The sequence below is a fragment of the Nocardiopsis sp. NPDC055551 genome, assembly GCF_053619415.1.
In genome coordinates, this window is sequence record NZ_JBSHJJ010000003.1 from 177,090 (window position 1) to 203,836 (window position 26,747).

Annotated in this window: 28 protein-coding genes; 16 read left to right on the forward strand and 12 right to left on the reverse strand. The window is 69.6% G+C overall.

What is annotated here, in order from left to right; genetic code table 11:
* Positions 1–53: 53 nt before the first annotated feature.
* The 8 genes from ACWGSK_RS07140 to ACWGSK_RS07175 form a co-directional block, all read right to left on the reverse strand.
* Entirely contained in the window at positions 54–1,052 is a 999-nt protein-coding gene (locus ACWGSK_RS07140) for a hypothetical protein (RefSeq protein WP_452455431.1), read from the reverse strand.
* Between the two features lie 114 nt (positions 1,053–1,166).
* Positions 1,167–2,132, reverse strand: a complete 966-nt coding sequence (locus tag ACWGSK_RS07145; RefSeq protein WP_358503693.1) for a nucleoside hydrolase — start codon at positions 2,130–2,132, stop codon at positions 1,167–1,169.
* Between the two features lie 31 nt (positions 2,133–2,163).
* Positions 2,164–2,943 carry a phosphate ABC transporter ATP-binding protein PstB gene (gene pstB / locus ACWGSK_RS07150; protein WP_452455432.1) on the reverse strand — a complete coding sequence of 260 codons (780 nt, stop codon included), beginning with the start codon at positions 2,941–2,943 and terminating at the stop codon, positions 2,164–2,166.
* A 15-nt stretch (positions 2,944–2,958) separates the two neighbouring features.
* Positions 2,959–4,041 (reverse strand): phosphate ABC transporter permease PstA, encoded by a 1,083-nt coding sequence (gene pstA, locus ACWGSK_RS07155; protein ID WP_452455433.1) that lies wholly within the window; start codon positions 4,039–4,041, stop codon positions 2,959–2,961.
* Complete coding sequence (gene pstC / locus ACWGSK_RS07160) at positions 4,038–5,003, reverse strand: phosphate ABC transporter permease subunit PstC (protein WP_358503684.1); 966 nt, start codon at positions 5,001–5,003, stop codon at positions 4,038–4,040. The genes pstA and pstC overlap by 4 nt, the downstream gene beginning before the upstream one ends.
* Positions 5,004–5,271: 268 nt before the next feature.
* Entirely contained in the window at positions 5,272–6,255 is a 984-nt protein-coding gene (mshD, locus tag ACWGSK_RS07165) for a mycothiol synthase (protein ID WP_452455434.1), read from the reverse strand.
* Between the two features lie 81 nt (positions 6,256–6,336).
* Positions 6,337–7,371, reverse strand: a complete 1,035-nt coding sequence (locus ACWGSK_RS07170) for a hypothetical protein (RefSeq protein ID WP_452455435.1) — start codon at positions 7,369–7,371, stop codon at positions 6,337–6,339.
* A gap of 257 nt (positions 7,372–7,628) precedes the next feature.
* Entirely contained in the window at positions 7,629–8,411 is a 783-nt protein-coding gene (locus ACWGSK_RS07175; RefSeq protein WP_452455436.1) for a winged helix-turn-helix transcriptional regulator, read from the reverse strand.
* Between the two features lie 109 nt (positions 8,412–8,520).
* Between ACWGSK_RS07175 and ACWGSK_RS07180 the strand changes: the two genes are divergently transcribed.
* The 8 genes from ACWGSK_RS07180 to ACWGSK_RS07215 all read left to right on the forward strand — a co-directional run bounded on the left by ACWGSK_RS07180 (position 8,521) and on the right by ACWGSK_RS07215 (position 16,465).
* Positions 8,521–8,778: a MoaD/ThiS family protein gene (locus tag ACWGSK_RS07180; RefSeq protein WP_358504068.1), complete on the forward strand. Its 258-nt coding sequence runs from the start codon at positions 8,521–8,523 to the stop codon at positions 8,776–8,778.
* 46 nt (positions 8,779–8,824) lie between these two features.
* Positions 8,825–9,091, forward strand: coding sequence for a glutaredoxin family protein (locus tag ACWGSK_RS07185; protein WP_358503673.1), 267 nt, complete (start codon positions 8,825–8,827; stop codon positions 9,089–9,091).
* A gap of 390 nt (positions 9,092–9,481) precedes the next feature.
* Positions 9,482–10,177 (forward strand): redox-sensing transcriptional repressor Rex, encoded by a 696-nt coding sequence (locus ACWGSK_RS07190; RefSeq protein WP_358503670.1) that lies wholly within the window; start codon positions 9,482–9,484, stop codon positions 10,175–10,177.
* Between the two features lie 142 nt (positions 10,178–10,319).
* Positions 10,320–11,831, forward strand: a complete 1,512-nt coding sequence (locus tag ACWGSK_RS07195) for a glutamyl-tRNA reductase (RefSeq protein WP_358503667.1) — start codon at positions 10,320–10,322, stop codon at positions 11,829–11,831.
* Positions 11,828–12,784: a hydroxymethylbilane synthase gene (gene hemC, locus ACWGSK_RS07200; protein WP_358503664.1), complete on the forward strand. Its 957-nt coding sequence runs from the start codon at positions 11,828–11,830 to the stop codon at positions 12,782–12,784. The genes ACWGSK_RS07195 and hemC overlap by 4 nt, the downstream gene beginning before the upstream one ends.
* Before the next feature lie 193 nt (positions 12,785–12,977).
* Positions 12,978–14,669, forward strand: coding sequence for a bifunctional uroporphyrinogen-III C-methyltransferase/uroporphyrinogen-III synthase (locus ACWGSK_RS07205; RefSeq protein WP_358503661.1), 1,692 nt, complete (start codon positions 12,978–12,980; stop codon positions 14,667–14,669).
* A 51-nt stretch (positions 14,670–14,720) separates the two neighbouring features.
* Positions 14,721–15,719, forward strand: coding sequence for a porphobilinogen synthase (gene hemB / locus ACWGSK_RS07210; RefSeq protein WP_358503658.1), 999 nt, complete (start codon positions 14,721–14,723; stop codon positions 15,717–15,719).
* Positions 15,720–15,811: 92 nt separating this feature from the next.
* On the forward strand, positions 15,812–16,465 hold the full coding sequence (locus ACWGSK_RS07215; RefSeq protein WP_358503655.1) for a bifunctional DNA primase/polymerase: 654 nt from the start codon (positions 15,812–15,814) through the stop codon (positions 16,463–16,465).
* A 6-nt stretch (positions 16,466–16,471) separates the two neighbouring features.
* Here ACWGSK_RS07215 and ACWGSK_RS07220 read toward each other — a convergent pair whose 3' ends face one another.
* Both ACWGSK_RS07220 and ACWGSK_RS07225 read right to left on the reverse strand, forming a co-directional pair.
* Positions 16,472–17,119, reverse strand: a complete 648-nt coding sequence (locus ACWGSK_RS07220; RefSeq protein WP_358503652.1) for a response regulator transcription factor — start codon at positions 17,117–17,119, stop codon at positions 16,472–16,474.
* Entirely contained in the window at positions 17,116–18,402 is a 1,287-nt protein-coding gene (locus tag ACWGSK_RS07225) for a sensor histidine kinase (protein WP_358503649.1), read from the reverse strand. Before ACWGSK_RS07225 ends, ACWGSK_RS07220 begins: the two co-directional genes overlap by 4 nt.
* Before the next feature lie 255 nt (positions 18,403–18,657).
* Between ACWGSK_RS07225 and ACWGSK_RS07230 the strand changes: the two genes are divergently transcribed.
* From ACWGSK_RS07230 to ACWGSK_RS07240, 3 genes are read left to right on the forward strand one after another with little or no spacing between them, the layout of a single operon-like run.
* Complete coding sequence (locus ACWGSK_RS07230; protein WP_358503646.1) at positions 18,658–19,320, forward strand: hypothetical protein; 663 nt, start codon at positions 18,658–18,660, stop codon at positions 19,318–19,320.
* Entirely contained in the window at positions 19,317–20,216 is a 900-nt protein-coding gene (locus ACWGSK_RS07235) for an ABC transporter ATP-binding protein (protein ID WP_358503643.1), read from the forward strand. The genes ACWGSK_RS07230 and ACWGSK_RS07235 overlap by 4 nt, the downstream gene beginning before the upstream one ends.
* A complete protein-coding gene (locus ACWGSK_RS07240) occupies positions 20,213–20,980 on the forward strand; it encodes an ABC transporter (RefSeq protein WP_358503640.1) in 768 nt (255 codons plus the stop codon). The genes ACWGSK_RS07235 and ACWGSK_RS07240 overlap by 4 nt, the downstream gene beginning before the upstream one ends.
* Positions 20,981–21,043: 63 nt before the next feature.
* Here ACWGSK_RS07240 and rraA read toward each other — a convergent pair whose 3' ends face one another.
* Entirely contained in the window at positions 21,044–21,526 is a 483-nt protein-coding gene (gene rraA, locus ACWGSK_RS07245; protein WP_358503637.1) for a ribonuclease E activity regulator RraA, read from the reverse strand.
* A 274-nt stretch (positions 21,527–21,800) separates the two neighbouring features.
* Here rraA and ACWGSK_RS07250 point away from each other — a divergent pair, with 274 nt between their 5' ends.
* The 5 genes from ACWGSK_RS07250 to ACWGSK_RS07270 all read left to right on the forward strand — a co-directional run bounded on the left by ACWGSK_RS07250 (position 21,801) and on the right by ACWGSK_RS07270 (position 26,192).
* Positions 21,801–22,463 (forward strand): phosphatase PAP2 family protein, encoded by a 663-nt coding sequence (locus ACWGSK_RS07250; protein ID WP_358503634.1) that lies wholly within the window; start codon positions 21,801–21,803, stop codon positions 22,461–22,463.
* A gap of 198 nt (positions 22,464–22,661) precedes the next feature.
* Positions 22,662–23,957 (forward strand): glutamate-1-semialdehyde 2,1-aminomutase, encoded by a 1,296-nt coding sequence (hemL, locus tag ACWGSK_RS07255; protein WP_452455437.1) that lies wholly within the window; start codon positions 22,662–22,664, stop codon positions 23,955–23,957.
* Between the two features lie 34 nt (positions 23,958–23,991).
* Positions 23,992–24,627, forward strand: coding sequence for a histidine phosphatase family protein (locus ACWGSK_RS07260; protein ID WP_358503628.1), 636 nt, complete (start codon positions 23,992–23,994; stop codon positions 24,625–24,627).
* Positions 24,628–24,922: 295 nt separating this feature from the next.
* Positions 24,923–25,021 carry a 30S ribosomal protein bS22 gene (locus ACWGSK_RS07265; RefSeq protein WP_013155353.1) on the forward strand — a complete coding sequence of 33 codons (99 nt, stop codon included), beginning with the start codon at positions 24,923–24,925 and terminating at the stop codon, positions 25,019–25,021.
* 223 nt (positions 25,022–25,244) lie between these two features.
* Positions 25,245–26,192: an NAD-dependent epimerase/dehydratase family protein gene (locus tag ACWGSK_RS07270; RefSeq protein WP_358503625.1), complete on the forward strand. Its 948-nt coding sequence runs from the start codon at positions 25,245–25,247 to the stop codon at positions 26,190–26,192.
* Positions 26,193–26,232: 40 nt separating this feature from the next.
* Here ACWGSK_RS07270 and ACWGSK_RS07275 read toward each other — a convergent pair whose 3' ends face one another.
* Positions 26,233–26,718, reverse strand: a complete 486-nt coding sequence (locus tag ACWGSK_RS07275) for a MarR family winged helix-turn-helix transcriptional regulator (protein WP_358503622.1) — start codon at positions 26,716–26,718, stop codon at positions 26,233–26,235.
* Between the last annotated feature and the right edge of the window lie 29 nt (positions 26,719–26,747).

Consider the following 26,747-nt stretch of genomic DNA (forward strand, 5'->3'; position numbering starts at 1 on the left):
GGCCCGACGGAGACCGCCTCCATTCCTTCACCCGGGTCGGTCCGTGCGCTTCCTCAATCCACCCGGCCCTCGAAGATCAGGGGAGGGTAGAGACTCCGGCCCTGTTCGTCGATGAACTCCAGGGTCCACTGGAGTGTCGGGTCGTCCTCGTCGGCCCAGCAGTCCTCGTCCCAGCTCCCGGTCTCGTCCGTGGACAGGACCATGGGCGGTTCGAGGGCCGCGCCGAGAAGAGGTGCGGAGGACTCCGTCAGCGGGCTTCCCACCGAACAGCTCGTGAGGACCGAGCCGGTGTGCCGGTCCTCCCCGGTTCCGTTGGTGATCTCCACGCTCCAGGCGTAGTAGTCATCGCCCTCTTCCTCGGATTCCTCCTCCGTGGGCTCTTCGTCCACGGGTTCCTCGCTGATCGGCTCGTCGGTCTCCTCAGCCGTCTCCTCAACCGTCTCCTCGTCCACCGGATCGTCGGTGGGTTCCTCCCCGAGGAGTTCTTCCTCGGACTCTTCGTTCTCCACGGTCGGTTCGTCGGCGGGTGCCTCGGTGGGTTCCTCTTCGGGGGCCTCCTCCAAGGCGTCGTCCTCGGTCGTTTCCTCAACGGGATCCTCGTCGAGAGGTTCATCCTCTGAGGGGACGTCGTCGGCGGAGGTATCGGAGCGATCCGGCGCCGGTTCGGTCAGACGCTCCACCGAACTCATGGTCACCGTGAAACCGTCCTCGAAGCGGTGGCTCGCTCCGAGCGCCAACATGACGGGTCCATCGGTCGACTCGCCCTCGCCTTCGTCCTCCTGCGGGGGGTCGATCTCCTCCTCGGCGGAGGGTTCCCCAGGCTGACCACCTCGGCCTCCGTCGCCTCCGGAACCGCCCGAGCCGCCGTCTCCCCCCGAACCTCCGGAGCCCCCGCCGGCCCCGCTGCCGTCTCCGCCTCCGGGGTCTTCCTCGCCGGGGGACTCCGTGGTCCGTTGCTCGTCACCGGAGGTCGTGGCGGGTTCCGAGCCGCAGGCACCTACGGAGACGGTGAGCAGGACCGCTGCCGCAGGGGCCATCGTGGCGATTCGCATGTGAACCCCTCCCTTCAGTGAAGGGGACACTAGGCTTTAAAGCACCATAAACGGGTCAAATGGCCAGGTCTGGACGAAAGACGTCGGCCGAGCAACCGAATCAGCTCGGCTGGATCACAGGCCCCGGATCGGACGATTCGGTTCGGTGGGGTGGGACAACAACGCGACCAGGTACTCGTAGAAGGCCTCGGGGTCGATGTCCTCGACGACCCGGGCGTTGGGCTCCAGCCCGTGCACGCCCCAGGACATCGCCGAGTAGCCGCGGGTCAGCTCCCCGGCGGTCTCCACGTCGACGTGGTAGGGCGAGACCTTCCGGACCAGTTCGGGATGCAGCAGGAGCGCCGCGGTCAGGGAGTCGGGGTGCGTGGTGCCCTCGATGCCCACCGTGCGGTCGAACTCCAGGGTGGCCGCGCACACCCGGGTGAAGAAGGACGCGAGTGGGGTGCCCAGGGCGGCGATCCGATCCAACCGCTCCTGGTCGAACACCGCCCGACGCAGGGTCAGCGGGTCCCAGGGCACCACGGTGACGTCGAATCCCGCGGAGAACACGGACTTGGCCGCCTCGGGATCCACGTAGAAGTTGAACTCGGCGGCGGCCGTGATGTTACCCCGACCGTTGTTGGAACCACCCATGACGTACAACGACTTCACGTTGTCGACGAAGGAGGGGTCCTTCACCAACGCCATGGCGATGTTGGTGAGCGGACCGATCGCCACGATCGACAGCTCACCGGGGTTCTCCGCCGCCATCCGGACCAGGGTGTCCACGGCGTGCTCGGACTCGGTGACCAGACCGGAGACGTCCATGTCCAGCCCACCGGACCCGTCACCGTGCACGTTCTCCGCGCTCACCCACTCGCGCACCAGCGGCCCACGGCACCCCAGGTACACGGGCACCTCGCCGAGTCGCCCGGCCACGTCCAAGGTCAAGAACGCGTTGCGCACCTGCCGTTCGAACCCGACGTTCCCGGCGACCATGGTGATCGCCCGCAGATCCGCCTCGGGGTCGAGCAGCCCGACCAACAACGCCACACAGTCGTCCTGCGCGGTGTCGGTGTCGATGATCAACGGAGTGGCCATGGGGGTCCTTCCACGGGTCGGGCCGGTCCCGCTAGCCGAAGCGACCGGTGATGTAGTTCTCGGTGTCCTTCTTCTCGGGACGGGTGAAGATCTGGTTGGTCTCGCCCATCTCGATCAGCTTGCCGGGCTTGCCGGGCGCCGTGAGGTTGAAGAAGGCGGTCTGGTCGGACACACGCGCGGCCTGCTGCATGTTATGGGTGACGATCACGATCGTGTAATCCTCCTTCATGTTGTGAATGAGGTCCTCGATCGCCAGCGTCGAGATCGGGTCCAGGGCCGAGCACGGCTCGTCCATCAGCAGCACGGACGGCTTGACGGCCGTGGCGCGCGCGATGCACAGGCGCTGCTGCTGACCGCCGGAGAGACCGGCGCCGGGCTTGTCCAGCCGGTCCTTGACCTCCTTCCAGAGGTTGGCGCCGCGCAGCGACTCCTCCACCAGGTCGTCCGCCTCGGACTTGCTCATCCGCTTGTTGTTCAGGCGGGCCCCGGCGATCACGTTGTCGTAGATCGACATAGTGGGGAAGGGGTTGGCCTTCTGGAACACCATGCCGATCTCGCTGCGGACCAACACCGGGTCCACGTCGGGCCCGTAGATGTCCATGTCGTCCAGGAGCACCTTGCCCTCGGCGCGGGCGCCGGGGGTGACCTCGTGCATCCGGTTGAGTGTACGCAGGAAGGTCGACTTGCCACAGCCGGAGGAGCCGATGAAGGCCGTCACCGATCGCGGCTCGATGGTCATGGACACGTCCTCGACCGCGAGGAAGTCGCCGTAGTAGACGTGTAGTCCGGAGACGTCGATTCGTTTCGCCACAGGATGTTCCTCGTGTTAGCGGGTCTTGGGTGAGAAGAGGCGGCCGATCACGCGGGCCAGGATGAACAGCAGCATGACGATCAGAACGAGTGTCAGCGCCGCGGCCCAGGCCCTCTCGTAGTTGACGGCCCCACCCATGCGGAACTGGGAGTAGATGAACACGGGCAGGTTCATCATCTGTCCGTCGAACAGGTTCCAGTTGATGGAGACCGCCGACGAGCCCGCGGTGAGGACCAAGGGCGCGGTCTCACCGATAACGCGCGCGATGGCCAGCATGATTCCGGTGGTCAGTCCGGCGGCGGAGGTGGGGAGCACGATCTTGGTGATCGTGCGCCACTTGGGCACGCCCAGGGCGTAGGAGGCCTCACGCAGGTCCCGGGAGACCAGCCGCAGCATCTCCTCGCTGGATCGGACCACGACCGGGATCATCAGCACGGTCAGCGATAGCGCGCCCGCCGCGCCGTTGGTGTGACCCGGGCCGAAGAGCATCATCCACAGCGCCACCACGAACAGACCGGCGACGATCGAGGGGATACCGGTCATGACGTCCACGAAGAACGTGATGACCTTCTTGATCCGGCCCTGGGCGTACTCGACCAGGTAGACGGCGGTGAGCACACCGATCGGCACGGACAGCAGGGTGGCCATGCCGGTGATGGCCAGGGTGCCGACGATGGCGTGATAGACACCGCCCGCGTCCATGCTCGGCAGGACGCCGTTCATCGACACGGTCAGGAAGTACGGACTGAAACGGTCCAGGCCGTATCCGACGACGGTGTACAGCAGTGACACCAGCGGCGCCATGGCCAGCAGGAAGCAGCCGTAGACGATGGACGTGACCATGCGGTCCTTGGCCTTGCGACCGCCCTCCACACGGTTGGAGGCGGTCACGATGATGACCGAGTAGGCCACCGCGGTGAGCAACGCCCAGGTGATCAGACCGAAGGACGAGAACGCGGCCAGGACACCGGCGACCACCACGCCACAGCCGACCAGCAGACCGAGCGGGAAGTGGCGGGGCAGGGTGCCCGCGCGAAGGTCGGACTTGGCGCCGGACTCGGGTCCGGGGGCGTGAGGCTGCGTGGTCGTCGTGCTCATGCGGACTCCTTGTTGCCCCGTGCCACGACGTAGCGGGCGCCCATGTTGACTGCGAGAGTGATGGCGAACAGCACCAGACCGGCGGCGATCAGCGCGGAGACCCCGTAACCGGTGGCCTCGGGGTACTGGAGCGCGATGTGCGCGGCGATGGTCTGGTTGCCGCTCTGCAGCAGGTTGAAGGAGATCGCCAGGGCCGGGGAGAGGATCATGGCGACGGCCATGGTCTCGCCCAGCGCCCGGCCCAGGCCGAGCATGGCGCCACCGACGATGCCGGACTTGCCGAAGGGCAGCACGGCCAGGCGGATCATCTCCCACCGGGTGGCGCCCATGGCGAGCGCGGCCTCACGGTGGCCCTGTGGGACCTGGTGGAACACGTCGCGGGACATCGCCGTGATGATCGGCAGGATCATGACCGCGAGGACGACGCTCGCGGTGAGCAGGGTGCGGCCGGAGGTGGAGGAGGGTCCGGCGAACAGCGGGATCCAACCCAGGTAGTGGGTCATGCCCTCGTACACGGGGACCAGCTGTGGGGCGAGCACCATCATGCCCCAGAGTCCGTAGACCACGCTGGGGATCGCGGCGAGCAGATCGACGAGGTAGCCGAGCGTGGCGGCGAGCTTCCGCGGCGCGTAGTAGACGATGAACAACGCGATGCCGATGGCGACCGGGGTGGCCAGCAACAGCGCGATGGAGGCGGCCAGAACGGTACCGAAGGCCAGAGCGGCCACACCGAAGGAGGGATCCTCCCTGGTGTTGGCGTCCCACGACTGGTCGGTCAGGAAGTTCGAGGTGTTGGCCAACAACGACGGCCAGGCCTGGATCACCAGGAAGGCCGCCACACCGGCGAGGATCGCCAGGATCAGCAGACCCGACCCTCGCGCGAGTCCGGCGAAGACGGCATCGCCGATCCGGCGCTTGCCCCGGGGCGGTGGTGCCGCCTTGGGCGCGTCCGTGGTCGTCATGGATTCTCCGGTTCGGGAATGGTGAGTTGGGCCGGTCTCTCGGGTTCCTCGGTCACACCGATACGGGCATGGCCGAGTCGGGGACTCGACACAGGCGCATGCCGCACCGAATGTGAAGGTAAGCCCCAGAGGTGACCAGTTGTCCCAGGGAAGGTGAACGGAACATGAACGCCGCATCGCACACCTGTGGCGGTAAGGGGTTCGACCGGTTAATGTGACGCGTCACACTTGACGGAATCCGTTCCCCGGCGGGGCGTTCGGGCCGTGATCAGCCCTGCTGCGCGGGCGCGTACATGACGTCGGTGTCCCACATGGAGAAACCGAGGCTCTCGTACAGGCGCACGGCGGCCTCGTTGTCGCCGTCCACGTACAGGTGGACCCAGGGCAGCCCGGCGTCACGCAGGTGCCGTAGCCCGGCCAGGGTCAGGGCGCGGCCCAGGCCGGTGCCCTGCCACGCCGGATCCACGCCCACGACGTACACCTCGCCGACGCTCTCGTCGTCGCTGAGCCCCGCCCCGTCGGCGTGGGTCTTGGTCCAGTGGTAGGCGGCGATGTCACCGCTGGTGGTGGCCGCCACGAAGAAGCCCCGCGGGTCGAACCACTCCTCGATCTCACGCTGCAGCAGGTCGTCCAGGGTCAGGGAGCCCTGCTCGGGGTGGTCGGCGAAGGCCCGAGCGTTCGCGTCCAACCAGGCCTGCTCGTCCTGTCCGACCACGAAGGGGCGGATCCGCACCTTCTCGGCGACCTCGGGACGCAGTCCGGGTTCGGGGAGCTCGGGCGCCGTCCACGGGCCGCCCGACACCTCCGGGCCCAGGTCGCGCAGCGGCATCCGCATCTTGTGGAGTTCACGCGCCGGCTCCCAACCGGCCGCCTCCGCCACCGAGACCGCTCCCTTGGTGCGTCCATGGGCCCAGACCCGTACCCCGCGCGGCCCGGCGTCCTCGCGGACCGAGCGCAGCAGGGCCGTCCCGAGCCCCTGACCGCGGTGCTCGGGGTGGACGACGACCTCACCGGAGTCGGGTTCGTCCTCGACACGTTCGATGAAGGCGAAGCCGATGATCGGTCCGGTCGGGTCGGTGCCGCGGAGTACGTGGAAACGGCTGCTGCCGGCGGGCGCCCCGTGTCTGACCCTGAGCACGGTGTGCTCGGACAGGGGAGCGACGCCGTCCACGGCACGGGCCGCTTCGGCCAGGGCCAGTACGGGTTCGGTCAGCTCGGAGGCGAGATCGTCGGTGACTAGCGGGGTGTTCATGAGCGGCAATCCTAGATCCTGTTCGCCGCGTGGGCGCGCGACACCCGTGGTGTGGGCCGGTTCGATCGGTACGCCGGGCCCTCAGCCCTTACGGCGCCTGCCCTGGTAGCCACCGCCGACCGCGAGTCGGACCCGGCGGGTGGGCGCCAGTGGGGCGGCGAGCAGCAGGGCCAGCAGGAAGGCGGCGAGCAGGATCGCCGGGGTGACCGACGGTCCCATGTCGCTGTGGTCCGCGGCGATCTCGGTCTCGGTGTCCTCGTCGTCGGAGGAGGGTGTCACCAACGGGAGTTCGGCCAGGTCCTCGGCCGAACCCGGCGGGAGCTCGGGCAGGTCGGCCTCACCACGCGGCAGGTCTGGAATGTCCGCCCCACTCGTGGGCACGTCGCCCCGAGGCGGCGTGCGGTCGGGGGTGGTCGACGGAGTCGTCCGCGGATTCGACGGGGTGTTCGAGGCCCGGTCCGAGGGGGTGGAGGATGCGGACTCCTCATCGTTCCCTTCCGTGGGGGAGCTGGTCGGGGTCCGGGTCGGGCTGCTCGTGGGCGTGGGTGACGGGGTCTCGGTCGGAGTCTCGGAGGGGGTCTCCGAGGGTTCCTCGGTGGGAGTCTCGGAGGGTTCCTCGGTCGGCGTGGGGCTCGGCTCCGGTTCGGTGACCTCGATCGACCAGGTGGCGGCGGAGGATTCGGTGGGTGCGTCCTGGGCGCACCCGCCTGCCCCGTCGGCGAGCGCGTAGGTCAGGGTCGCGGTGACATCGGTGGTCTCACGCGGGGCTCCGGAGACGACACCGATGCCGTCGAGGCCGGTACCGCCGGACACGTCGCGCCCGACGAAACCGTCCACCCTGAAGACGGACCTCGCGGACTCGTCGATGTCCAACCCGAGCAGGCACACCGTGAGATCACCGTTGTTGGTCACCGCGAGTGCGTTGGGCTCGGGGACCTCACCCAGTTCGACCGAGTCCGAGGGCTTGTCGAAGGTCAGCAGCACATCACCGGGCGCGGCCACGGCGGGGGCCGCGGTGAGGACCAGGGTGGAGCCGACGAAGACGGCACCGAGCATCGCGGGTGTTCTTCGGACGAACGAGGGGCACGAGGGGGTCGTCGCGGCGGGGACGGGCATCGGGGCGATCTCACTCCTTGCGATGGCGCGCCAGTGTGGCTCGATCCGCGCCCAGGGGTTCCGCCGCGCCAGCCGTGGCCCGCCGGGTGCGTCACCGATCCTAAACTCTGCGTCCGCTCAGTTCGAGTCCCCCTTGGCATTCGATTTACCCCGGGACCCGAATGTTCGTCGTTCGCCCAGGTGAGCGGTATCGGACACGATTCCGGGACGTCCACGGTCCAACACGGACGCCCCGGGGTGACGCGGAACGATGGGTCCTACCCGGCCCCGGACTCCGTGGAGCGGGCCGAGGACAGCTCGGCGGCCTCGGCGGGGGTGTCCGGAACCGCCGCCGTCGTGACCGACCGGTTCGCCGTGTCCGGAACGAACCGGTAACCGACGTTTCGGACGGTGCCGATCAGCGACTCGTACTCCGAGCCGAGCTTGGCGCGCAGCCGACGCACGTGGACGTCGATGGTGCGGGTGCCGCCGAAGTAGTCGTAACCCCACACCTCCTGGAGCAGTTGGGCCCTGGTGAACACCCGGCCGGGGTGCTGCGCCAGGAACTTGAGCAGCTCGAACTCCTTGAAGGTGAGGTCGAGGATTCGGCCGCGAAGCCGGGCGATGTAGGTGGCCTCGTCGATGACCAGGTCACCGCGGCGGATCTCGTCCGGGTCCTCGCTCACGGCCTCGGCGGCGCCGACCGCCAGCCGCAGGCGTGCCTCGACCTCGGCGGGGCCCGCGCCGGCCAGGACGAAGTCGTCGACCTGCCAGTCCGGGGTGAGCGCCGCGACGCCCCCTTCGGTGAGCACGACCAGCAGCGGACAGTTCAGTCCGGTGGTGTCGATCAGGCGGCAGAAGTTACGGGCCGACGCGAGGTCGGTGCGGGCGTCGACGAGAATGGCGTCGACAGGGGCACTGGATCCGCCGGTGGCGCCCGAGGCGAGAAGGGCGCCGGCTTCGGCGGGTGCGACCCGTACCGAGTGCAGGAGAAGGCCCAGAGCGGGCAGGACGTGGTCGGACGGTTCGTTCGAGTTCGTCAGTAACAGCAGATGGCTCATGCGTCTCTTCTCGTCGGCCCGCGCGTGGCGGGCGATCGAAGGCGCCATTGCCCCCGGTGGAGATTTGTTGAATACGTCGCCTCCGAGCAACACCAAGGATAATCAACAGATGGCGAAGTGCACTATCAGGTACTGGGCATCGGCGAAGGAAGCGGCCGGAACGGCCGAGGACACGCTCGATGCGGACACGTTGGAAACCGCCCTCGACACGGCGCGTCGGCTGCACCCGGACGACCGTTTCCAGCGCGTGCTCGGGTCTTCGTCGCTGCTGGTGGACGAACGCCCGGTCGGCAAGCGGGCGCATGGTGAGGTGGCGGTCACGGACGGGACTGTGATCGAAGTCCTACCGCCCTTCGCGGGTGGGTGAGCCGAGGGCCGAGGGTCCGAACGCAGGTGTGGAATCGGAGTGGAACATGACGGAAACCCCGGCCTGGACGGGGAAGGCGCGCGTGGTGATGCTGGGTCGGCAGGGATGCCACCTGTGCGAGGACGCGTGGTCGGTGATCACTCGTGTGACGGACGAGCTCGGGGTGGATCGGGCGGAGGAGTCCTTGGACGCGGTCTCGGCGGCCGACCGGGAGGAGTACTGGGACAAGATCCCGGTGACCTTCGTGGACGGTCGTCGGCACGACTTCTGGCGGGTGTCGGAGGGGCGGTTGCGTTCGGCGCTCTCCGGCTGAACCGCGTCCGTTAGCGGTTCGTGGGCACCTCCCCGGTTTCCCGATCTTCTATCGGAGTCGCTTCGCCGCGCGCTTTCGCGCACCGGTGTCGTTCGTCCCCATCGCCCCTTGAACGTCCTTAACGGGGGGTGGCGGGCATTTTCGTCCGTCCGGAATGCGGAGGTTGTGATCCCCGCATTCCGGACGGACACGAGGCGATCATTTGTGTGAACTCCTCTGATGGGCATCACATGCCACCCCACTTTGTGCGTGCTTTCACAAGCGCGTAATCTGGGGTCACCGAACATCACGTAGGTCGGGGGAAGCGCACGGATCCGGTGGCCGACGCGGCCGGGGACGGGCGCGTCCCGCAACCCCGCCCGAACCGACCTCCCCCTGGAGCGCCCGCCTGTGATCAGTCGCCCGCCTCGTCCCCGGGAGAGGGGCATCCCGGAGGCCACCGTCGCCCGACTCCCGGTGTACCTGCGCGCCCTGCAGGCACTCCAGGACCGCGGCACCGCCACCGTCTCCTCTGAGGACCTGGCCGGAGCCGCGGGCGTGAACTCGGCGAAGCTCCGCAAGGATCTATCGCACCTGGGGTCCTATGGAACGCGCGGAGTCGGGTACGAGGTCGAGTACCTCGTGTACCAGATATCGCGTGAACTTGGTCTCACGCAGGACTGGTCGGTGGCCATCGTCGGCATAGGCAACCTGGGACGCGCGTTGGCCAACTACGGGGGGTTCGGCACCCGCGGGTTCCGTATCGCGGCACTGCTCGACGCCGACCCGGAAGTGGTCGGACGGTCGGTCGCGTCCCTGGACGTGAGGCATATTGACAACCTGGAGGAGGTTGTACGTGACAAGGGTGTGTCCATCGGGGTCATCGCCACTCCGGCCGGTTCCGCGCAGGGCGTGGCCGGCCGCTTCGTCGAGGCGGGCGTGACCAGCATCCTCAACTTCGCCCCCGTCGTGCTGAATGTGCCGGACGGGGTCGATGTGCGTAAGGTCGACTTGTCCATCGAACTCCAGATCCTCGCCTTCCACGCGCAACGAAGGGCCGACGTCGACGGCCCGGGCGCGGAACGGGCAGGGCTGGAAGTGACATAGACACAGGGTCCTTCGGACCCGCACAGGCGGTGGCGAAGAGCGAGCGTGCGCCGCGTTTCGGGGGGCTGACGACAGGGGTCCTCGGTCCTACCCGAACATGGAGAGGCATAAAGCCTGCATTAGTGCCTGCATAGGAGTGCGGATGAGTGTCCTGGCCGTGGGGTTGAGCCACCGGAGTTCGCCGGTGGCGCTACTCGAACGTGTCTCGTTGAACGGAGAGACACGGAGCAAGGCGGTCGGGGAGATGGTCGTTTCCGACGCGGTCAACGAGGCCATGGTGGTCTCCACCTGCAATCGCACGGAGATCTACGCCGACGTCGAGGGCTACCACGGTGGGGTCGCGGCCATCACCGAGCTGCTGTCCTGGCACACCGGCGTGAGCCTGGGCGAGCTCTCCGAGCACATGTACGTGCACTACGACGACCGCGCCGTCCAACACCTGTTCTCCGTCACCTGCGGCCTCGACTCCATGGTCGTCGGCGAGGGCCAGATCCTCGGCCAGGTCCGTGACGCCCTCAAGGACGGCCAGGAGACCGGAACCGTCGGCCGGGTCCTCAACGACCTCGGGCAGCGCGCCCTGCGCGTGGGCAAGCGCGCCCACACCGAGACCCACCTCGACCACGCCGGCGCCGACATGGTCGCCTTCGGCCTCAGCGTCGCCACCCGCGGCCTCGCGGTGACCCCCAGTCCCGACATGCCGGTCTCCGCCGTCACCCCGCCCGCGGGCTGCCCCATGTCCGGACAGGGCCCCTCCGAACCGGGCGAGGAGGCTCCGCGCACCCTCAGCGCCGTGCTGCCCTCCGGTCCGCTCACCGGTACCGGCGTCCTGGTCCTGGGCGCCGGCTCCATGAGTGCCCTGTCCGCCAACACCGTCGCCCGCCAGGGCGCCCGCACGGTCACCGTCGCCAACCGCACCCACGAGCGCGCCGCCCGCCTCGCCGAGTGCCTCAACGAGGCCTACGACACCGTCGACGCGCGCACCGTTCCGTTCATGGACGCCATCGACGCCCTCGCCGACGTCGACCTCGTCATCTCCTGCACCGGCGCCCAGGGATACGTCCTCACCGCCGACGAGGTGGCCGCCGCCACCAAGGGCCGCACCAGACCGTTGGTCTTCCTCGACCTGGCGCTGCCCCGGGACATCGACCCCGCCGTTCGCGAGCAGGACGGCGTCCGCGTCGTCGACATCGAGGACCTGCGTCAGGCGGCCTCGGCCGACGCGGCGGACGGGGACCCCGGTCGCTCCAGCGCCCTCGAACTCGTGCGCGGAATCGTCGACGAGGAGGTCGACCAGTTCCGGGCCGTGCGCCGCGCCGACCAGGTCGCGCCCACCGTCGTCGCCCTGCGCTCCCAAGCACGCGAGGTCGTCGAGGCCGAGCTCTCCCGCCTGAACGGCCGGCTGCCCGACGACCTCGACGACCGCACCCGCGAGGAGATCGGCCGCGCGATGCGTCGCGTCGCCGACAAACTGCTGCACCGACCCACCGTGAGGGTCAAGGAACTGGCCGCGTCCCCCGACGGGGAGTCCTACGAGACCGCGCTGCGCCGGCTGTTCGACCTCGACGCACGGACCACAGAGAAGCCTCGGGCTCCGCGAAGGACGGTCGCGCCCGGACGGCCCGACACCGCGCGGACCGCACAGGAGAACGCATGAGCGCCACACCCGCCAGGCTCGGCACCCGCCGCAGCACCATGGCGACCAGCCAGTCCCAGATCGTGGCCGACACGATCACCGAGCGAACCGGCCAGGCCATCGAGCTGGAACTCATCACCAGCTTCGGTGACGTCACCAAGGCCCACCTGACCCAGCTCGGCGGCACCGGAGTGTTCGTCAACGCGCTGCGCGACGAACTGACCGCCGGCAACATCGACTTCGCGGTGCACTCCCTCAAGGACCTGCCCACGACCCCCGCGGACGGACTCGTCCTCGCGGCCATCCCCGAACGCGACGACCCACGCGATGCCCTGTGCGCTCGCGACGGGCTCAAGTTCGACGACCTCCCCGCCGGCTCCAAGATCGGTACCGGTTCACCGCGCCGCGTCGCCCAGCTGGCCGCGCTGCGTCCGGACCTGGTCTACGTGCCCATCCGGGGCAACGCCGAGACGCGCCTGGGCAAGGTCACCTCCGGTGAACTCGACGCCGTCATCCTGGCCTACGCCGGGCTGGGCCGAGTGGGCCGTCGCGACGCCGTCACCGACGTGTTCGATCCCGAGCGGATGCTGCCGGCCCCGGGCCAGGGCGCCCTGGCCGTGGAGTGCTCCACCGAACGCGCCGAAGGCGACCTCTCCTACCTGTCCGCCGTCGACCACGCGCCCACCCGGGCCGAGGTCGTCGCCGAACGCGTCGTGCTGGCCGAGCTCGAAGCCGGTTGCGCGGCCCCGGTGGGCGCCTTCGCCGAATACGGCGAGGGCGGCCTGCGGTTGCGCGCGGCCGTGGTCGCCACCAACGGCTCCACCGCCATCCGCGGTGAGCGCACCGTGGAGATCTCCTCCCCGGACGACCTCGACACCGCGATCGCGCTCGGTCGCGACCTGGCCCGACAGATGATCGCCGAGGGCGCCGACCGCATCGTCGCGGAGGCCTTCGCCGAAAGGGACACCCCCTAGCGTCGCTTCGGTCGGGTTTCGCCCGTTACGACGGGGTGGACCTTGACCGACGCGGCACTGGAGACCATTCGGGACAGCGCCGGCCACCGGCGCGGAAGACTGTCGCGGAAGACCCGCGCGGGTCGCCTCATCCGCAACCGTCCCGGAGACCGCGCCCCGGGAGGCGGGCGACCCACATACGAGGAGCGAGTACGTGAACGCCAACGCCAACCCCCTTCCGGAGGAACCGCGTCGCAGCACGCGCGAACCGGGTCACGTGGCCCTGGTCGGCTCCGGCCCGGGAGGAGCCGAGCTACTGACGCTGCGCGGCGCCGAGCTGTTGCGCCGCGCCGACGTGGTCATCCCCCCTCGCGAGCCCGCGGGGGAGGAGCTGGCCGCCTTCCGGCGGGACCTGCTCTCCCACTGCCGCGAGGACGTGTCCGTGGTGGAGGCCGCCGAGTGCGGCGGCGACATCGACACCCTCGTGCTGACCCGCGCCCGTGAGGGGCAGCGGGTCGTGCGCCTGTACTCGGGGGACCCGTTCTTCGGCTGCCGAGGAGCCGAGCTCGTCGCCGCCTGCAAGGAGGCCGACGTCGAGGTCGAGGTCGCGCCCGGCGTTTCCTCGATCACCTCGGTGCCCACCTTCGCCGGCATCTCGCTGATGGGGGAGGGCGCTCCCGAACTGCGCGTCCTGCACGCCCGCCCGCACGGCGGCAAGGAGGTCGACTGGCAGGAGGCCGCGGCCAGTGACGCGCCACTGGTGATCCTCGGCGCGGACGCCCCCGTGGGCGAGGCGCCCGAGCACCAGGGGCCCGGCTTCGACGTACTCTGCAAGACCCTCATCGCCGGTGGCCGTCCGGCCACCACGCCGGTCGCCGTGGTCCGCGCCGGTGGGACCACCAGACAGACCACCGTGATCTCCACGCTGGCCCGGCTGGTCTCCGAACTCAAGTCCACCGACGCCAAGAACCATCACGTCACCGCGCCCGCGCTGATGATCGTCGGTGCCCCGGTCGCCCGCCACGCCGAACAGTCCTGGTACGAGACCCGACCGCTGTTCGGGTGGCGTGTCCTGGTGCCTCGAACCAAGGAACAGGCCGCGTCCCTGTCCGAACAGCTCCACAACCACGGTGCCGTGCCGGAGGAGGTGCCCACCATCTCGGTGGAGCCGCCCCGCACCCCGCAGCAGATGGAGCGGGCCGTGCGCGGCCTGGTCACCGGCCGCTACCAGTGGGTCGCCTTCACGTCCGTCAACGCGGTCAAGGCCATCCGCGAGCGACTGCAGTCCTACGGCCTGGACGCCCGCGCCTTCGCCGGAGTCAAGGTCGCCGTGGTCGGCGACGCCACCGCGCAGGCCGTTCGCGACTTCGGCATCGAGCCCGACCTGGCGCCGCCGGAGGACGTTCAGTCCAGCCGGGGCCTGGTGTCGGTGTGGCCGCCCTACGACGCCGAGATCGACCCCATCGAGCGGGTCCTGCTGCCGCGTGCCGACATCGCGACCGAGGTCCTCTCCGCCGGTCTCACCGACCTGGGATGGGAGGTCGACGACGTCACGGCCTACCGCACCGTGCGGGCCGCGCCGCCGCCCCAGCCGATCCGGGAGGCCATCAAGGGCGGTGGTTTCGACGCCGTGCTCTTCACGTCCTCCTCCACGGTCCGTAACCTGGTGGGCATCGCCGGCAAGCCGCACAACACCACCGCCATCGCGGTGATCGGCCGGGAGACCGAGCAGACCGCCATCGAATTCGGCCTGCGTGTCGACGTCGTCGCACCGAAGGCTTCGGTTTCGGCCTTGGTGGAGGCACTTTCGGAGTACGGTGCCGCCAAGCGCCAAGAAGCGATCGACGCCGGAAAGCCCGTCCTCAAGCCGAGCCAGAAGCGTCGCGGTCGCCGCCGCAAGCTTTGAGCGCGCCCAGGACCACCTCACCTCTTCCGTCCCACGACCCGGGAGCTCTCCATGACCTTCGGTGACCACGACGCCTCGTTCCCCGTCGCCCGGCCGCGCCGCCTGCGCCGAGGGCAGGCGCTGCGTCGCCTGGTCTCGGAGACCCGGGTGCTGCCGGAGAACCTCGTCCTGCCCATGTTCGTCAAGGAGGGACTCACCGAACCGGTGCCGATCTCCTCGATGCCCGGGCAGGTGCAGCACACCGGGGACAGCCTGCGCAAGGCCGCGCACGAGGCCGTCGAGGCCGGGGTCGGTGGACTGATGCTGTTCGGCATCCCCGAACACAAGGACTCCGTCGGTTCGCAGGCCGACGACCCGGACGGTGTGGTGCAGGTGGCCCTGCGCGACCTGGCCGCCGAGGTCGGTGACGACATCGTCGTCATGGCCGACCTGTGCCTGTGCGAGTACACCGACCACGGTCACTGCGGCCCGCTGGAGCACGATGGGCACGTGAACAACGACCTCACCCTGGAGCGGTACGCGTCGATCGCCGCCGCCCAAGCGGAGGCGGGCGCCGCCGTGGTCGCGCCCAGCGGCATGATGGACGGCCAGGTCGCGGCGATCCGGGAGGGCCTGGACCGGGCCGGTCACGCTCAGGTGCCGATCCTGGCCTACGCCGCCAAGTACGCGTCGGTGTTCTACGGGCCCTTCCGAGAGGCCGCGGAGGGCGCCCCGCAGTTCGGAGATCGCTCCGGCTACCAGCAGGACCCCGGCAACGTCCGTGAGGCGTTGCGGGAAGTGGCCCTGGACGTGGCCGAGGGCGCCGACATGGTGATGGTCAAACCAGGCCTGGCCTACCTCGACGTGGTGGCCAAAGTGGCCGAGTCCGCTCCGGTACCCGTGTCGGCCTACCAGGTCAGTGGCGAGTACGCCATGATCGAGGCGGCGGCGGAGAAGGGCTGGCTCGACCGGGAGCGGGCGATCCTGGAGACCTTGACCTCCTACCGACGCGCGGGGGCCGAACAGATCCTCACGTACTGGGCCACCGAGGCGGCACGGCTACTGCGCTGACACGCACAAGGCTTTCGCCCCGGTCGCGGCCACCGGGCGCCGAGCCACATCGAACCGGCCGCGCCCGCACCGAAGTCGACCGGGGAGCTCAGATGGCCGATGTGTTGTACCGCCGGAAGCGTCGCCGCACCACGGACAGCATGCTGGAGTCGGCGTTGCGCTACGCCGAACTGGGCTGGCCCGTGGTCCGGGGCGCCGCCCCGGGGCAGGACCGGTCCTGTACCTGTGACCGCATGGGATGTCCCGACCCGGCCGCGCATCCGACCACCGCGGCCTGGGGCGTGGAGGCCAGCACCGACTCCGACAAGATCCGTCGTTGGTGGACCATCGACCCGAACGCGAACGTGGTGCTGCCCACCGGTCGGGTCTTCGACGTGTTGGACGTGCCCAGTGAGGCCGGTGTGATGGCCCTGGCGCGGATGGGACGCCGGGGCGTACCCGCCGGCCCGGTCGCGGCCCTGGACTCGCGCTACCTGTTCTTCGTGGCCACCCGTTCCCCGATGGACGAGGACGAATGGTGGTCGTGTCACCTGGACTGTGTCCCCGAGGCCGTGGAGGAGATGCCGGGCCTGCGCTGGCACTGCCGGGACAGCTTCGTGCTCGGCGCCCCGTCCGTGCTCGCCTCGGGAGGTCGCGTCACCTGGATCCGCGCCCCGCGCGACTCCGAGGACCCCGTGATCCTCCCCGACCCCATCGCGGTGCTGGACATCCTGGCCGACGCCAGCGAGGAGTTCTCCGCGACCTGACCCGGTTCAGCCCTCGCCGCGGCCGACCCGCAGGGCCAGGGCCGTGCGGTCGCGCAGCCCCAGTTTGCGCAGAATGCTGGTGACGTGGTTCTTGGCGGTGCCCTCGGTGATGAACAGCGCGCGGGCGATCTCCCGGTTGGTGCGGCCCTCGCCCACCAGCCGTGCCACCTCCCACTCCCGGTCGGACAGCGCCGCGGGAGCGGCCGGTTCCGGTTCGACCGGGACGGGCACGCTCAACGCGGCGACCAGGCGTTCGGCGGCCGGCCCGCCCAGGATGGTCTGGCCGGCGGCCACCCGGTGGATGGCGGCCACCAGCTCTTCGGGTGGTACGTCCTTGAGCAGGTAACCGCGCGCGCCGGCGCGCAGACAGCCCAACACGAGTTCGTCGTCGTCGAAGGTGGTGAGCACGAGCGCGGGTACCCCGGGGTGTTCCTCGCGCATCCTGGTGATCAGCTCCATGCCGTCCATGCGCGGCATCCTGGCGTCCACCAGGGCCACGTTCGGCGGTGGTGAGGCGGACAGGAGTCCCAAGGCCTCGACACCGTCCGCGGCCTCGCCGACGACCTCGATGCCCTCCTCGATCTCCAACAGCTTGCGCAGCCCCTGCCGCAGCAGGATCTGGTCGTCCACGACCAGTACGGACACCGTGTTCACAGGCCACCCCCGGCGGCCACGGTAGCGGGACGGTCGACTGTTCCGGGTTCGCAGGGCACCTCCACCCGCAGCCGGAAACCACCGCCGGTCCGGCCGCCGGCGGTCACCGAGCCCGCCACCGCCGACACCCGCTCGCGCAACCCCCGTAGGCCGAAGCCGGAACACAGGACGTCATCGCCCGCCCCGACGCCGTTGTCGGTCACCGTCACCGACACACCTTCGGGGGCGGCCTCGACCTTCACCTCGATCCGATCCGCGCCCGAGTGGCGCATCGCGTTGGTCAACCCCTCCTGGAGCGTGCGGTAGCAGACCAGTTCGGCCTCCTCAGGCAGACGCGGCCAGGAACCGGCCTCGGTGAAGTCGATGCGCACCCCGCCCCCGGAGAACGACTCCGTCATCGCGCGCATGGCGGCCGTTCCGGCGCGTCCCTCCAACCGGAGCGGGCGCAGGGCGCGCACCCAACGCCGGGTGTCGGTGAGCGCCTCACGGGCCAGTTCACGGGCCTGCTCGACCTCGGTCCATGCGTCCTCGGGGCGGGCGGTGCGGAAGCGCAGGGCGTTGGACAGCGACATGGTCAGGGCGGTGAGGTAGTGCCCGGTGCTGTCGTGCATCTCCCTGGACATACGCGCCCGTTCCTCGGCCACGGTCAGCTCCCGAACACGGTCGGCGTGGCGGCGCAGCTCCTCGTGGGCGCCGGCCAACTCGCGAAGGAGTTCCCGGGTGCGCTCGGCGCGCTGCGCGGCGACCGACAACGCCACGTAGGCCGCCCCGGACAGCATGGCGAGCATGGTCAGTCCGATGGCCAGGGCCACCCCGACCAGCAGGGGCATCCCGGGGAGGAGGACCGTCGTCATCGAGAACACGATGAGGAGCACCGCGTACCCGAGCAGTCCGGCGATGCCGAAGACGGCCACGGCGTTCATCGCGGCCACGCACACCAGGAGGAACGTGGTGTGGTTGCTGATGAACATCGTGCCCAGGCTGAGCAGGAGGAAGAGCACGGTGGCGGCCCGGCCCGCCCATGAGGTCCGCGGGCTCCAGGGCAGGAACGGCCACAGGGCGCAGGACAGGACCAGGCCCACCGCGCCGGCGACCAGGTAGCCGATGAGCAGGGGGTCCGTCGTCCGGAGCTCCTCCGCGCCGCCGGCGAGGAAGGCGACCCCGAACATGAGCATGGTGGTGAGGACCGCCATCCAAAAGAGCAGGTTCAACACTCGCGGGGGGCGGTTTCCACGCAGAGCCACCCAGGCGGAGAGATCGGGCGGAGCGTCGGACTTCTTCATTTCTTGAGAGTAACCGGGAAATGGTCGGTGGGGACCTCGGGAAGGTCATGGCATCGGCATGTTCGTCACCATGACCTCCGGCATGTTCCGAAGCCGGGAAAGACGTGACCCCGCCATGTCCGTGGGTCGATGTGGGCCCACGCCCTTCCCTTCTACCTTTTCACCTGTAGCCGAATTCAGGGACCAGGAAGGGTCGATGGGAAGATGGAAACAGAAGCCGAGGAAAGGGAGGGAAACCTCTTCCCGAGGGCGGGGGTGACGATTTCCGTACTCCTGTCCCTGCTGATGCTCGGGGTCGGCGCCGCCGTCTGGGCGGACCTTCCCGCGATGGTCCCCAGCGGGAAGGTCGACTTCTCCGGCGAACCCACGATGACCCCTCGCCCGCTCTTCGCGATGGCGATGCCGGCGGTCACCCTCCTCGTCGTGCCGACCGTGGCCTTCCTGCCCGCGCTGGGCGAACGGTTCCAACGGGTGTCGGGACAGGGGACACCGTGGTCGGCGCCCTCACTGCGGCGGTTCCTGAACCTTCTGCTCCCGCTGCTGTCCCTGGCCCTGGCGGCCCTGCACACGGTGCTGCTCCTGTGGGAAGCGGGCCACGCGACCTGGCCGTCCAACGACCACCTCATGGCGGCGGTCCTCGCCTTCTTCCTGGTGGGGCTCGGGCTCATCGTCCCGCTGCTGCGCGCGGCTCGGGGAAGCGACGATCCGGCCGCCCGTTGGTGGGAGCGGGCGCGCCGGCCGGTGAGCGCGGGCATCGTCCTGGTCGGTTCGGTGGCGGGGGCGACCGGGTTCCTCCTGGGGGAACCGGTCATGGCGGCCTACGCGACCGGTCTGATCGGTCCGGTGATCCTCGTGGGCTGTGCCGTTCCGTTCATCGGAGAACGGAACCGGAAGAACGATTCGAGGAGTGACTCATGAGTACTGACGAAATGATCGGGGTCGAGAAACTCACCCGGTCCTATGGGACGAACACGGGGATCTTCGACATCGATTTGTCCGTCCGCGAAGGGCGGGTCTTCGGGGTGGTCGGCCCGAACGGGGCCGGAAAGACCACGTTGCTGTCGATCCTCGCCGGAACCCGCGCTCCGGGGAGCGGAAGGGTGCGTTCCCACGCGGAACGGATCCTGTTCTGCCCGGACGTACCCGACTTCGAACCCTGGCTGACCGCCGCCGAGGTGGTCGAACTCAGCGCCCGAATGGTGGGGGCGCCCGCCGGGCCCGCCGAGGTGGCGAGGGCCCTGGAGCGGGTGGGGCTCACGGAGGCCGCCGACCGTCGCAACGGGAGGTTCTCCCGGGGCATGCGGCAGCGACTGGGTCTGGCCGCCGGCCTGGTCTGCCGACCGGACGTGCTCATCCTCGACGAACCGGCTTCCGGGCTCGACCCCCGGGGCCGGGCCGACATCCTCGACCTCATCACCGAACTGCGTCGGGAGTGCACCGTCATCCTCGCCAGTCATCTACTCGGAGACGTCCAGAGAGTGTGCGACGACGTCGTGGTGATCGTCGGGGGCCGTGTGGTCCACCAGGGCCCCGTCGCCGACATCGCCGACCAGGGGCGCCCCAACGCCTGGTATCTGCGGATCCGCGGGCGGGCCGACCACCTCGCCGCGCTCCTGGCCGCCGAGGACTGGGTCACCCGGGCGGACGCGGTCGAGGAGGACTGCGTGCTCCTGGAAGCCGTCGACGCGACCGCGGGCGAGTCGGGGATCCCCCGAGCCCTCGCCGAGCACGGTGTGCCACTGGTCGGCCTCCACGGATACCAGGAGGACCTGGAGTCGGTCTTCCTCTCCCTCACGAACAGGACGGACCGATGAACGGCACCCTCTACCGGCTCGAAGCCCTCCGACTGCTGCGCACGCACACCCTGCTCCTGCTGGTCCTGGCCTTCACCGCCTCCGGTGCCGTCGGACCCTTGACCGCCTACTTCATGGAGGACCTGCTCCGGCTGGCCGATCCCGAGGGCGAACTGGCGGCGTTGGACCTGGAGGTCCCGACGATGACCGCCGGCGACGCCCTGGCCTCCCACGTCGAACTGGTCGCGCCCCTGGGAGTGCTGCTCGTGGTGCTGGTGGCGGCCATGGCCCTGACGGTGGACGCCGCCCCCGGCCGTTCCGTCTTCTACCGGTCCAGGGTGTCGGGGACGGCGCGACTGATCCTGCCCCGGGTCGTCCTGCCCGCACTCGCCGCCGTCCTCGCGCACCTGGTGGGGGCACTCGTGGCCTGGGCGTTCACCGCGATGTTCTTCGACGGGCCGCCGCTGCCGGCGACCATGCTCGGTGCCCTGCTGGGCGGGGTGTACATGGTCTTCGTGGTCGCGGTGGTGGCACTGGCGTCGTCCCTGGTCCGCAACGCGCTCGCCGTGGTCGGTATCGCCGTCCTGGTGTTGGTGGTCTGCGCCGGGGCGGGGAGCCTGCCGTTCCTGGCCGAGTGGGCGCCCGGCGCCCTGCTCCAGGGGATGGTGCTTCCGGCGGTGGGCGCGCCGCTCGGCGACCTCCTCCCGGCGATCGCGACCACCGTCGTGCTCACCGTCGGGGCCCTCGCCCTCGCGCTGAACCGGAGCGGTGCCCGAGAGATCTGATTCGTGTCGGTAAGTGAACGATGGGGGCCTTCTCCGGCCCCCATCGTTCATGTCTGATTCGTCTCAGATCCGTGTCTCGTTGACGACGATGCCGTCGTGGTCGCTGTAGAGCCACTCGCCGGGGACGAACGTGACGTCGCCGAAGGTCACCGGGACGTCCTGCCGACCGGCCGCGTCCTTCACGGACTTGCGCGGGTTGGAGCCCAAGGCCTTCACGCCCAGCTCCAGACCCCCGAGGGCGACGGTGTCGCGGACCGCGCCGTTGATGACCACCCCGGCCCAGCCGTTGCGCACGGCGGACTCCGCGATCATGTCGCCCATCAGGGCGGTGCGCAGCGAGCCGTTCCCATCCACGACCAGGACGGCGCCCTCGCCGGGGGAGGCGAGGATCTGCTTGACCAGGCCGTTGTCCTCGTGGCAGCGCACGGTGCGGATCGGCCCGGAGAACACGTCGTGGCCGCCGTAGCGGCGGAACTGTGTGGAGCAGCTGCGCAGGGTGTCGCCGTGGTCGTCGATCAGGTCCGCGGTGGTGAAGTTCGTGGCCATGACAGCTCCGGTCGCTGGGAGAGACGGATGGGCCCGTCCAAATTACTCAGCGGTAGTGCCGAGGGCGTTCGTCGGGGTCGCGTGTCTCCTACATCGGACCGGACGTGCGCCTTCGTCGGATTTCGGCGTAGTACGGCCCTGCGGGGTTCCGGTTGATGACAGGATGAAGGCTTCCCGTCATTCGACCGTGGGAGTTCCGTCACCGGAACGTCGCCCAGCCTTTTCCCTGCCGCTTGAGCGACTCTTCTCCCCCGTACGACCCCAATGGAGAGAGATGGTCTCCGAGATCTTCGCCATCAGCGCCGCCTGGTCGCGAGCCGTGATCGATTTCGCCGCCGGACTCGACCCCTGGATGCAGTCCGCGGCAGAGCTGGGCACCGACCTGTTCCTCGGTGTCTTCGCGCTCTTGTTCCTCATGGCCTGGTGGAAGGCCCGATCGGTCGACTCGCGCCGAGTCGGCCTGGCGCTCTTCGCCCCGGTCGCGACCGTCATCGCCTACTTCGTCAGCGTGACGATCAAGTCGTTCTTCCAACAGATGCGGCCCTGTCAGGCCATGACGGACCTCAGCGTCATCGCCACCTGTGATCCCATCGGCGACTGGTCGTTCCCCAGCAACCACTCCGCGATCGCCGGTGCCGCCGCGGCCGCGATCATCATCGCCTGGCGCCGCTTCGCCGTCGTCGCGGCCGTCTTCGCCTTCCTGGAGGCCTTCTCCCGGGTCTTCGTCGGCGCCCACTACCCGCACGACGTCACGGTCGGCCTGCTGGTCGGCGCCATCGTCGCCACCCTGGTCTCCCTCCTGGCCGCCCGCCCGATGACCTTCCTCGTCGACCGGCTCGCGGAGATCGACGCGCTGCGCCCCCTCCTGCGCGCCAAGCCCCCGGTCCCCGGCCCCGGCCACGAGGCCATTCGGCAGGACACGCACGCCAAGGCGTAGACCCCGAACCCGTGTGCCCTGCTCCATTCCCGGAGCAGGGCACATGTTCGTCTCCCCGCGGGTCCGGAGCCCGGCACCGACGTCTACCGGCTCGTACGCGTCATCCTGCGTGATCGAGCGGGTACCCGGAGCCCAGGTGGCACGAAGTGCGGGGTGGGTCACGGTCGCGGTGGAGGGGACAGCTGAGACACTGGTGAGGTGGGTACTCAACAGACTTCCGCAGAGCTCTTCCGGCGGGCGGCCGCCGTCGTCCCCGGCGGCGTGAACTCGCCCGTCCGCGCCTTCGGCGCCGTCGGCGGCACCCCGCCCTTCTTCGTCAAGGGCGAGGGCCCCTACCTCACGGACACCGACGGTCGTCGCTACGTCGACCTCGTCTGCTCCTGGGGGCCGCTCGTCCTCGGCCACGCCGACCCCTCCGTGGTGGAGGCCCTCCACGGTCAGGTGGCGGCCGGTACCTCCTACGGCGCCCCGACGCCCGGTGAGGTCGAACTCGCCGAGCTGATCGTGGAACGCACCTCCGTCGAGAAGGTCCGCCTGGTCAACTCCGGGACCGAGGCCACCATGTCCGCGATCCGCCTCGCCCGCGGATTCACCGGGCGCGGCAAGGTCATCAAGTTCGCCGGCAACTACCACGGCCACGTCGACGCCCTTCTCGCCGCCGCCGGTTCAGGTCTCGCCACCTTCGCGCTGCCCGACTCCCCGGGTGTCACCGGTGCCAGCGCCGCGGACACCATCGTGCTGCCCTACAACGACGTCGAGGCCGTCGAACGGGCCTTCGCCGAGCACGGCGACGAGATCGCCTGCGTGATCGCCGAGGCCTGCCCGGCGAACATGGGCGTGGTCCCGCCCCGCGCCGGATTCAACGCCCGGCTCAAGGAGATCGCGCACGCCAACGGCGCCCTGCTGATCCTCGACGAGGTCCTCACCGGCTTCCGCGTCAGTACCTCCGGTTGGTACGGCCTGGAGGAGGTCGCCGGTGACCTGGTGACGTTCGGCAAGGTCATGGGCGGCGGACTGCCCGCCGCGGCCTTCGGCGGACGCGCCGACATCATGGACCGGCTCGCCCCGAACGGCCCCGTCTACCAGGCGGGCACGCTGTCCGGGAACCCGCTGGCCACGGCGGCGGGCCTCGCCACCCTGCGTGGTGCGACCTTGGCGGTCTACGAACACATCGACCGGGTGTCCACACAGGTTCAGGCCGAGGTCTCCAAGGCGCTCGGCGCCGCCGGGGTCGCCCACCGGATCCAGAACGGCGGCAACCTGTTCACGGTCTTCTTCACCGACCAGGACGTCGTCGACTTCGACACCGCTCGGGCCACCGACACCAAGGTGTTCGCGGCGTTCTTCCACGCCATGCTCGAACAGGGCGTGTACCTGCCGCCCGCCGCGTTCGAGGCCTGGTTCTTCTCGGCCGCGCACGACGAGAACGCCATCGACCAGGTGGTCGCCGCCCTGCCGAAGGCGGCCCGGGCCGCCGCCGAGGCCCAGGGCTGATCACGCCCGAACCCCGCACAGAAGGACTCCTACGATGACCACGACCACCGTCGTCCACCTGCTTCGCCACGGTGAGGTGTACAACCCCGACAAGGTCCTCTACGGACGCTTGCCCGACTACCACCTGAGCGATCGTGGGCAGCGGATGGCGGAGCTGGCCGCCGACTGGTTCGAGGGCCACGACATCGCGGCCCTGTACTCCTCGCCGCTGGATCGCACCCAGGAGACCGCGATCCCGCTGCAGAAGGCGTTCGACCTGCCGGTGACCCTGGACGATCGGCTCATCGAGGCGGCCAACAAGTTCGAGGGAATGACGTTGTCCGCGGCCTCGGCCCGCGACCCACAGGTGCTGAGGAGGCTCTACAACCCGTTCCAGCCCTCGTGGGGCGAGCCCTACCAACAGGTCGTGCAACGGATGGTCGACGTGATCAAGGTGGTCCGTCGGGCGGCCTGGGGGCGCGAGGCCGTGTGCGTCAGCCACCAGTTGCCGATCTGGATGGCACGACGGGCCTCGGAGGGCAAGCGACTGTGGCACCGGCCGGATCGGCGCGAGTGCAACCTGGCCAGCGTCACGTCGTTGACCTTCGCCGACCAGCGTCTGGCCAGCGTCAGCTACGCGGAGCCGGCGGCCGGGCTGTACGTCGATGGGCAGTCCGTTCCGGGTGCCTGACCGATTGTTCGAAGTGTGAGACCGCCTGCGGGGCGGCCGGAACGGGCCGCCCCGAGGCCGTACTTCGCGTGGTTCGTGTCCGTTGAACACGACCTACCGGATAAGCTGGGGCCACGGGTGCGGTAGATATGCGTGCTCAGTGCCGCCCTCCCCGGGGTCCGCCCCGGTCGCACCGGCCGCGCACGCGAAACGCGTGTGAGCCACCGCGAGCCCGGTTACCGCATCCGAGCCGCCAGGTGTTCCGCATCAGCGGTTCGGCATGTCCGTACTCACTCGTCAGCGAGAAGGTGATCCCATGGGTTCCGTCATCAAGAAGCGTCGTAAGCGGATGGCGAAGAAGAAGCACCGCAAGCTGCTCAAGCGCACGCGTGTCGCGCGTCGCAACAAGAAGTAGGACCTCTCAGCGGCGAACGTATCTCCGCGGGCTTGGGCGTGCCCCAGGGCTCGCCTCGGACGCGGAGACACTTCCCCCTTTGCGTGGCATTGCCCACGGCAATGGAATTTTCTGGGTGAAGCGCTGTTGTGCTTCACGGGTCGCGGTCGCCGCTTCACCCCCTGGCGGGTGAACGGTCCGCGGGCCTTTCGCACCACCGTCTCCTTCCAAGGAACGTGTCGCCATGGCTCGTGTCGTACTGGTCACCGGGGTCTCCAGCCCCCTCGCTGCCAGGGTCGCCCAGGCCCTGAGTGAGAGGCCCGGCGTGCGCCGGGTGATCGGAGCGGACTCCTCACCTCCCCCGGGTGAACTGCCGGGGATCGAGTACCGGCACGTCGACCTGCACGACGGAAGCCTGGACCGGATCGTCACCGACTCGGGCGCCGACCTGGTCCTGCACCTGGGTCTGGACACGGTGAAGGGCGCGGACCGGGAGGACGACCTCCTCGGCACCATGCGTGTCCTGGGCGCGGCCCAGCGTTCCGATTCCGTCCGCCGTCTCGTGGTACGCTCCAGCGCCACGTGGGAGGCCGACGACGCGGCCGTGGTGGAGCGGGACACCCGCGCACTCCAACGCCGGCGCCCGGACCTGTCCGTGGCCGTGCTGAAGTTCGCGAACCTCATCGGTCCCTCCGTGGACACCCCCCTCACCCGTTACATGGACTACCGGGTCGTGCCCACCGTCATGGGCCGAGACCCGCGCGTGCAGTTCCTGCACGAGGACGATGGCGCCGAAGCGCTCACGCTCATGGCGCTGAGCGAACAGACCGGTTTCTTCGACGTCTCGGGGGCGGACACGGTCCCCCTCTCACACTGCCTGCGCCGCATCGGCGGCCAGCGCGTCCCAGTGCCGGCCCGCGGCCTGAAGGCGTTGCGCGGCGTGGCCAAGCGCGGCCGGATCGGTTACGCGAGCGCCAGCGCCGCCCGCACCGTCAACACCGGGCTGCACGCCGCCCGGCTGGACCCGACCTCGCTGTGCACAGCCCTGGACTGGTCGCCCGCCTACAGTTCCATCGAGGCCTTCGAGTCGTACGCGCACAGCCGTGGCGGCGTCGCTCGAAGCGGTGGACGCGGCGCCGGACTGCGCCCGGGGCACGTCATCGCTCTGGCCCGAGCCACCCTGGGCCGCTGACCCCACCCGTTACCCCACCCCCGCACCGACCGGGGAGCGCTCACCGGTCCCGCAGTTCCTCCGCCCATGCCCGCAGGCCCGCCGCGAAACCCGCGCGGTCGCGCTCGGGCAGGCGTTCCATCGCGCGTCGCAAGGGCGCCGCACGCGCCGCGACCAGTGCTTCCACCGACGGCCGGTAACCCGTGGCCAGACTCAGCAGGGTGCGCCGGCGATTGTCCGGATCCTCCTCGGCGACGACCAGTCCCGCCCTCCTGAGGTCACCGGCCAGTTCGCTGGCGGTCGGCATGGAGACGGCCATGCGTTCGGCCAGTTCACCGACGCCGATGGAGCGGACCACCGCCAGCTGTCCGAGGACCCCGCCATGGCGCGCGGTCAGTCCGTGTTCGGCGAAGACCGCGGCGACGTCATCGGGCATGTCCGTGCGGATCCGTCGGAAGTAGACCTCCAACTGCGGTATCACCCCGAGTTCCGCCACCAGTTTCGGATCGGGGCGTTGGAAGGGTTCTGAAGCGCGCTCCTGTGCCATGCCCATGATCATAAAGATTCGGGTGAGCA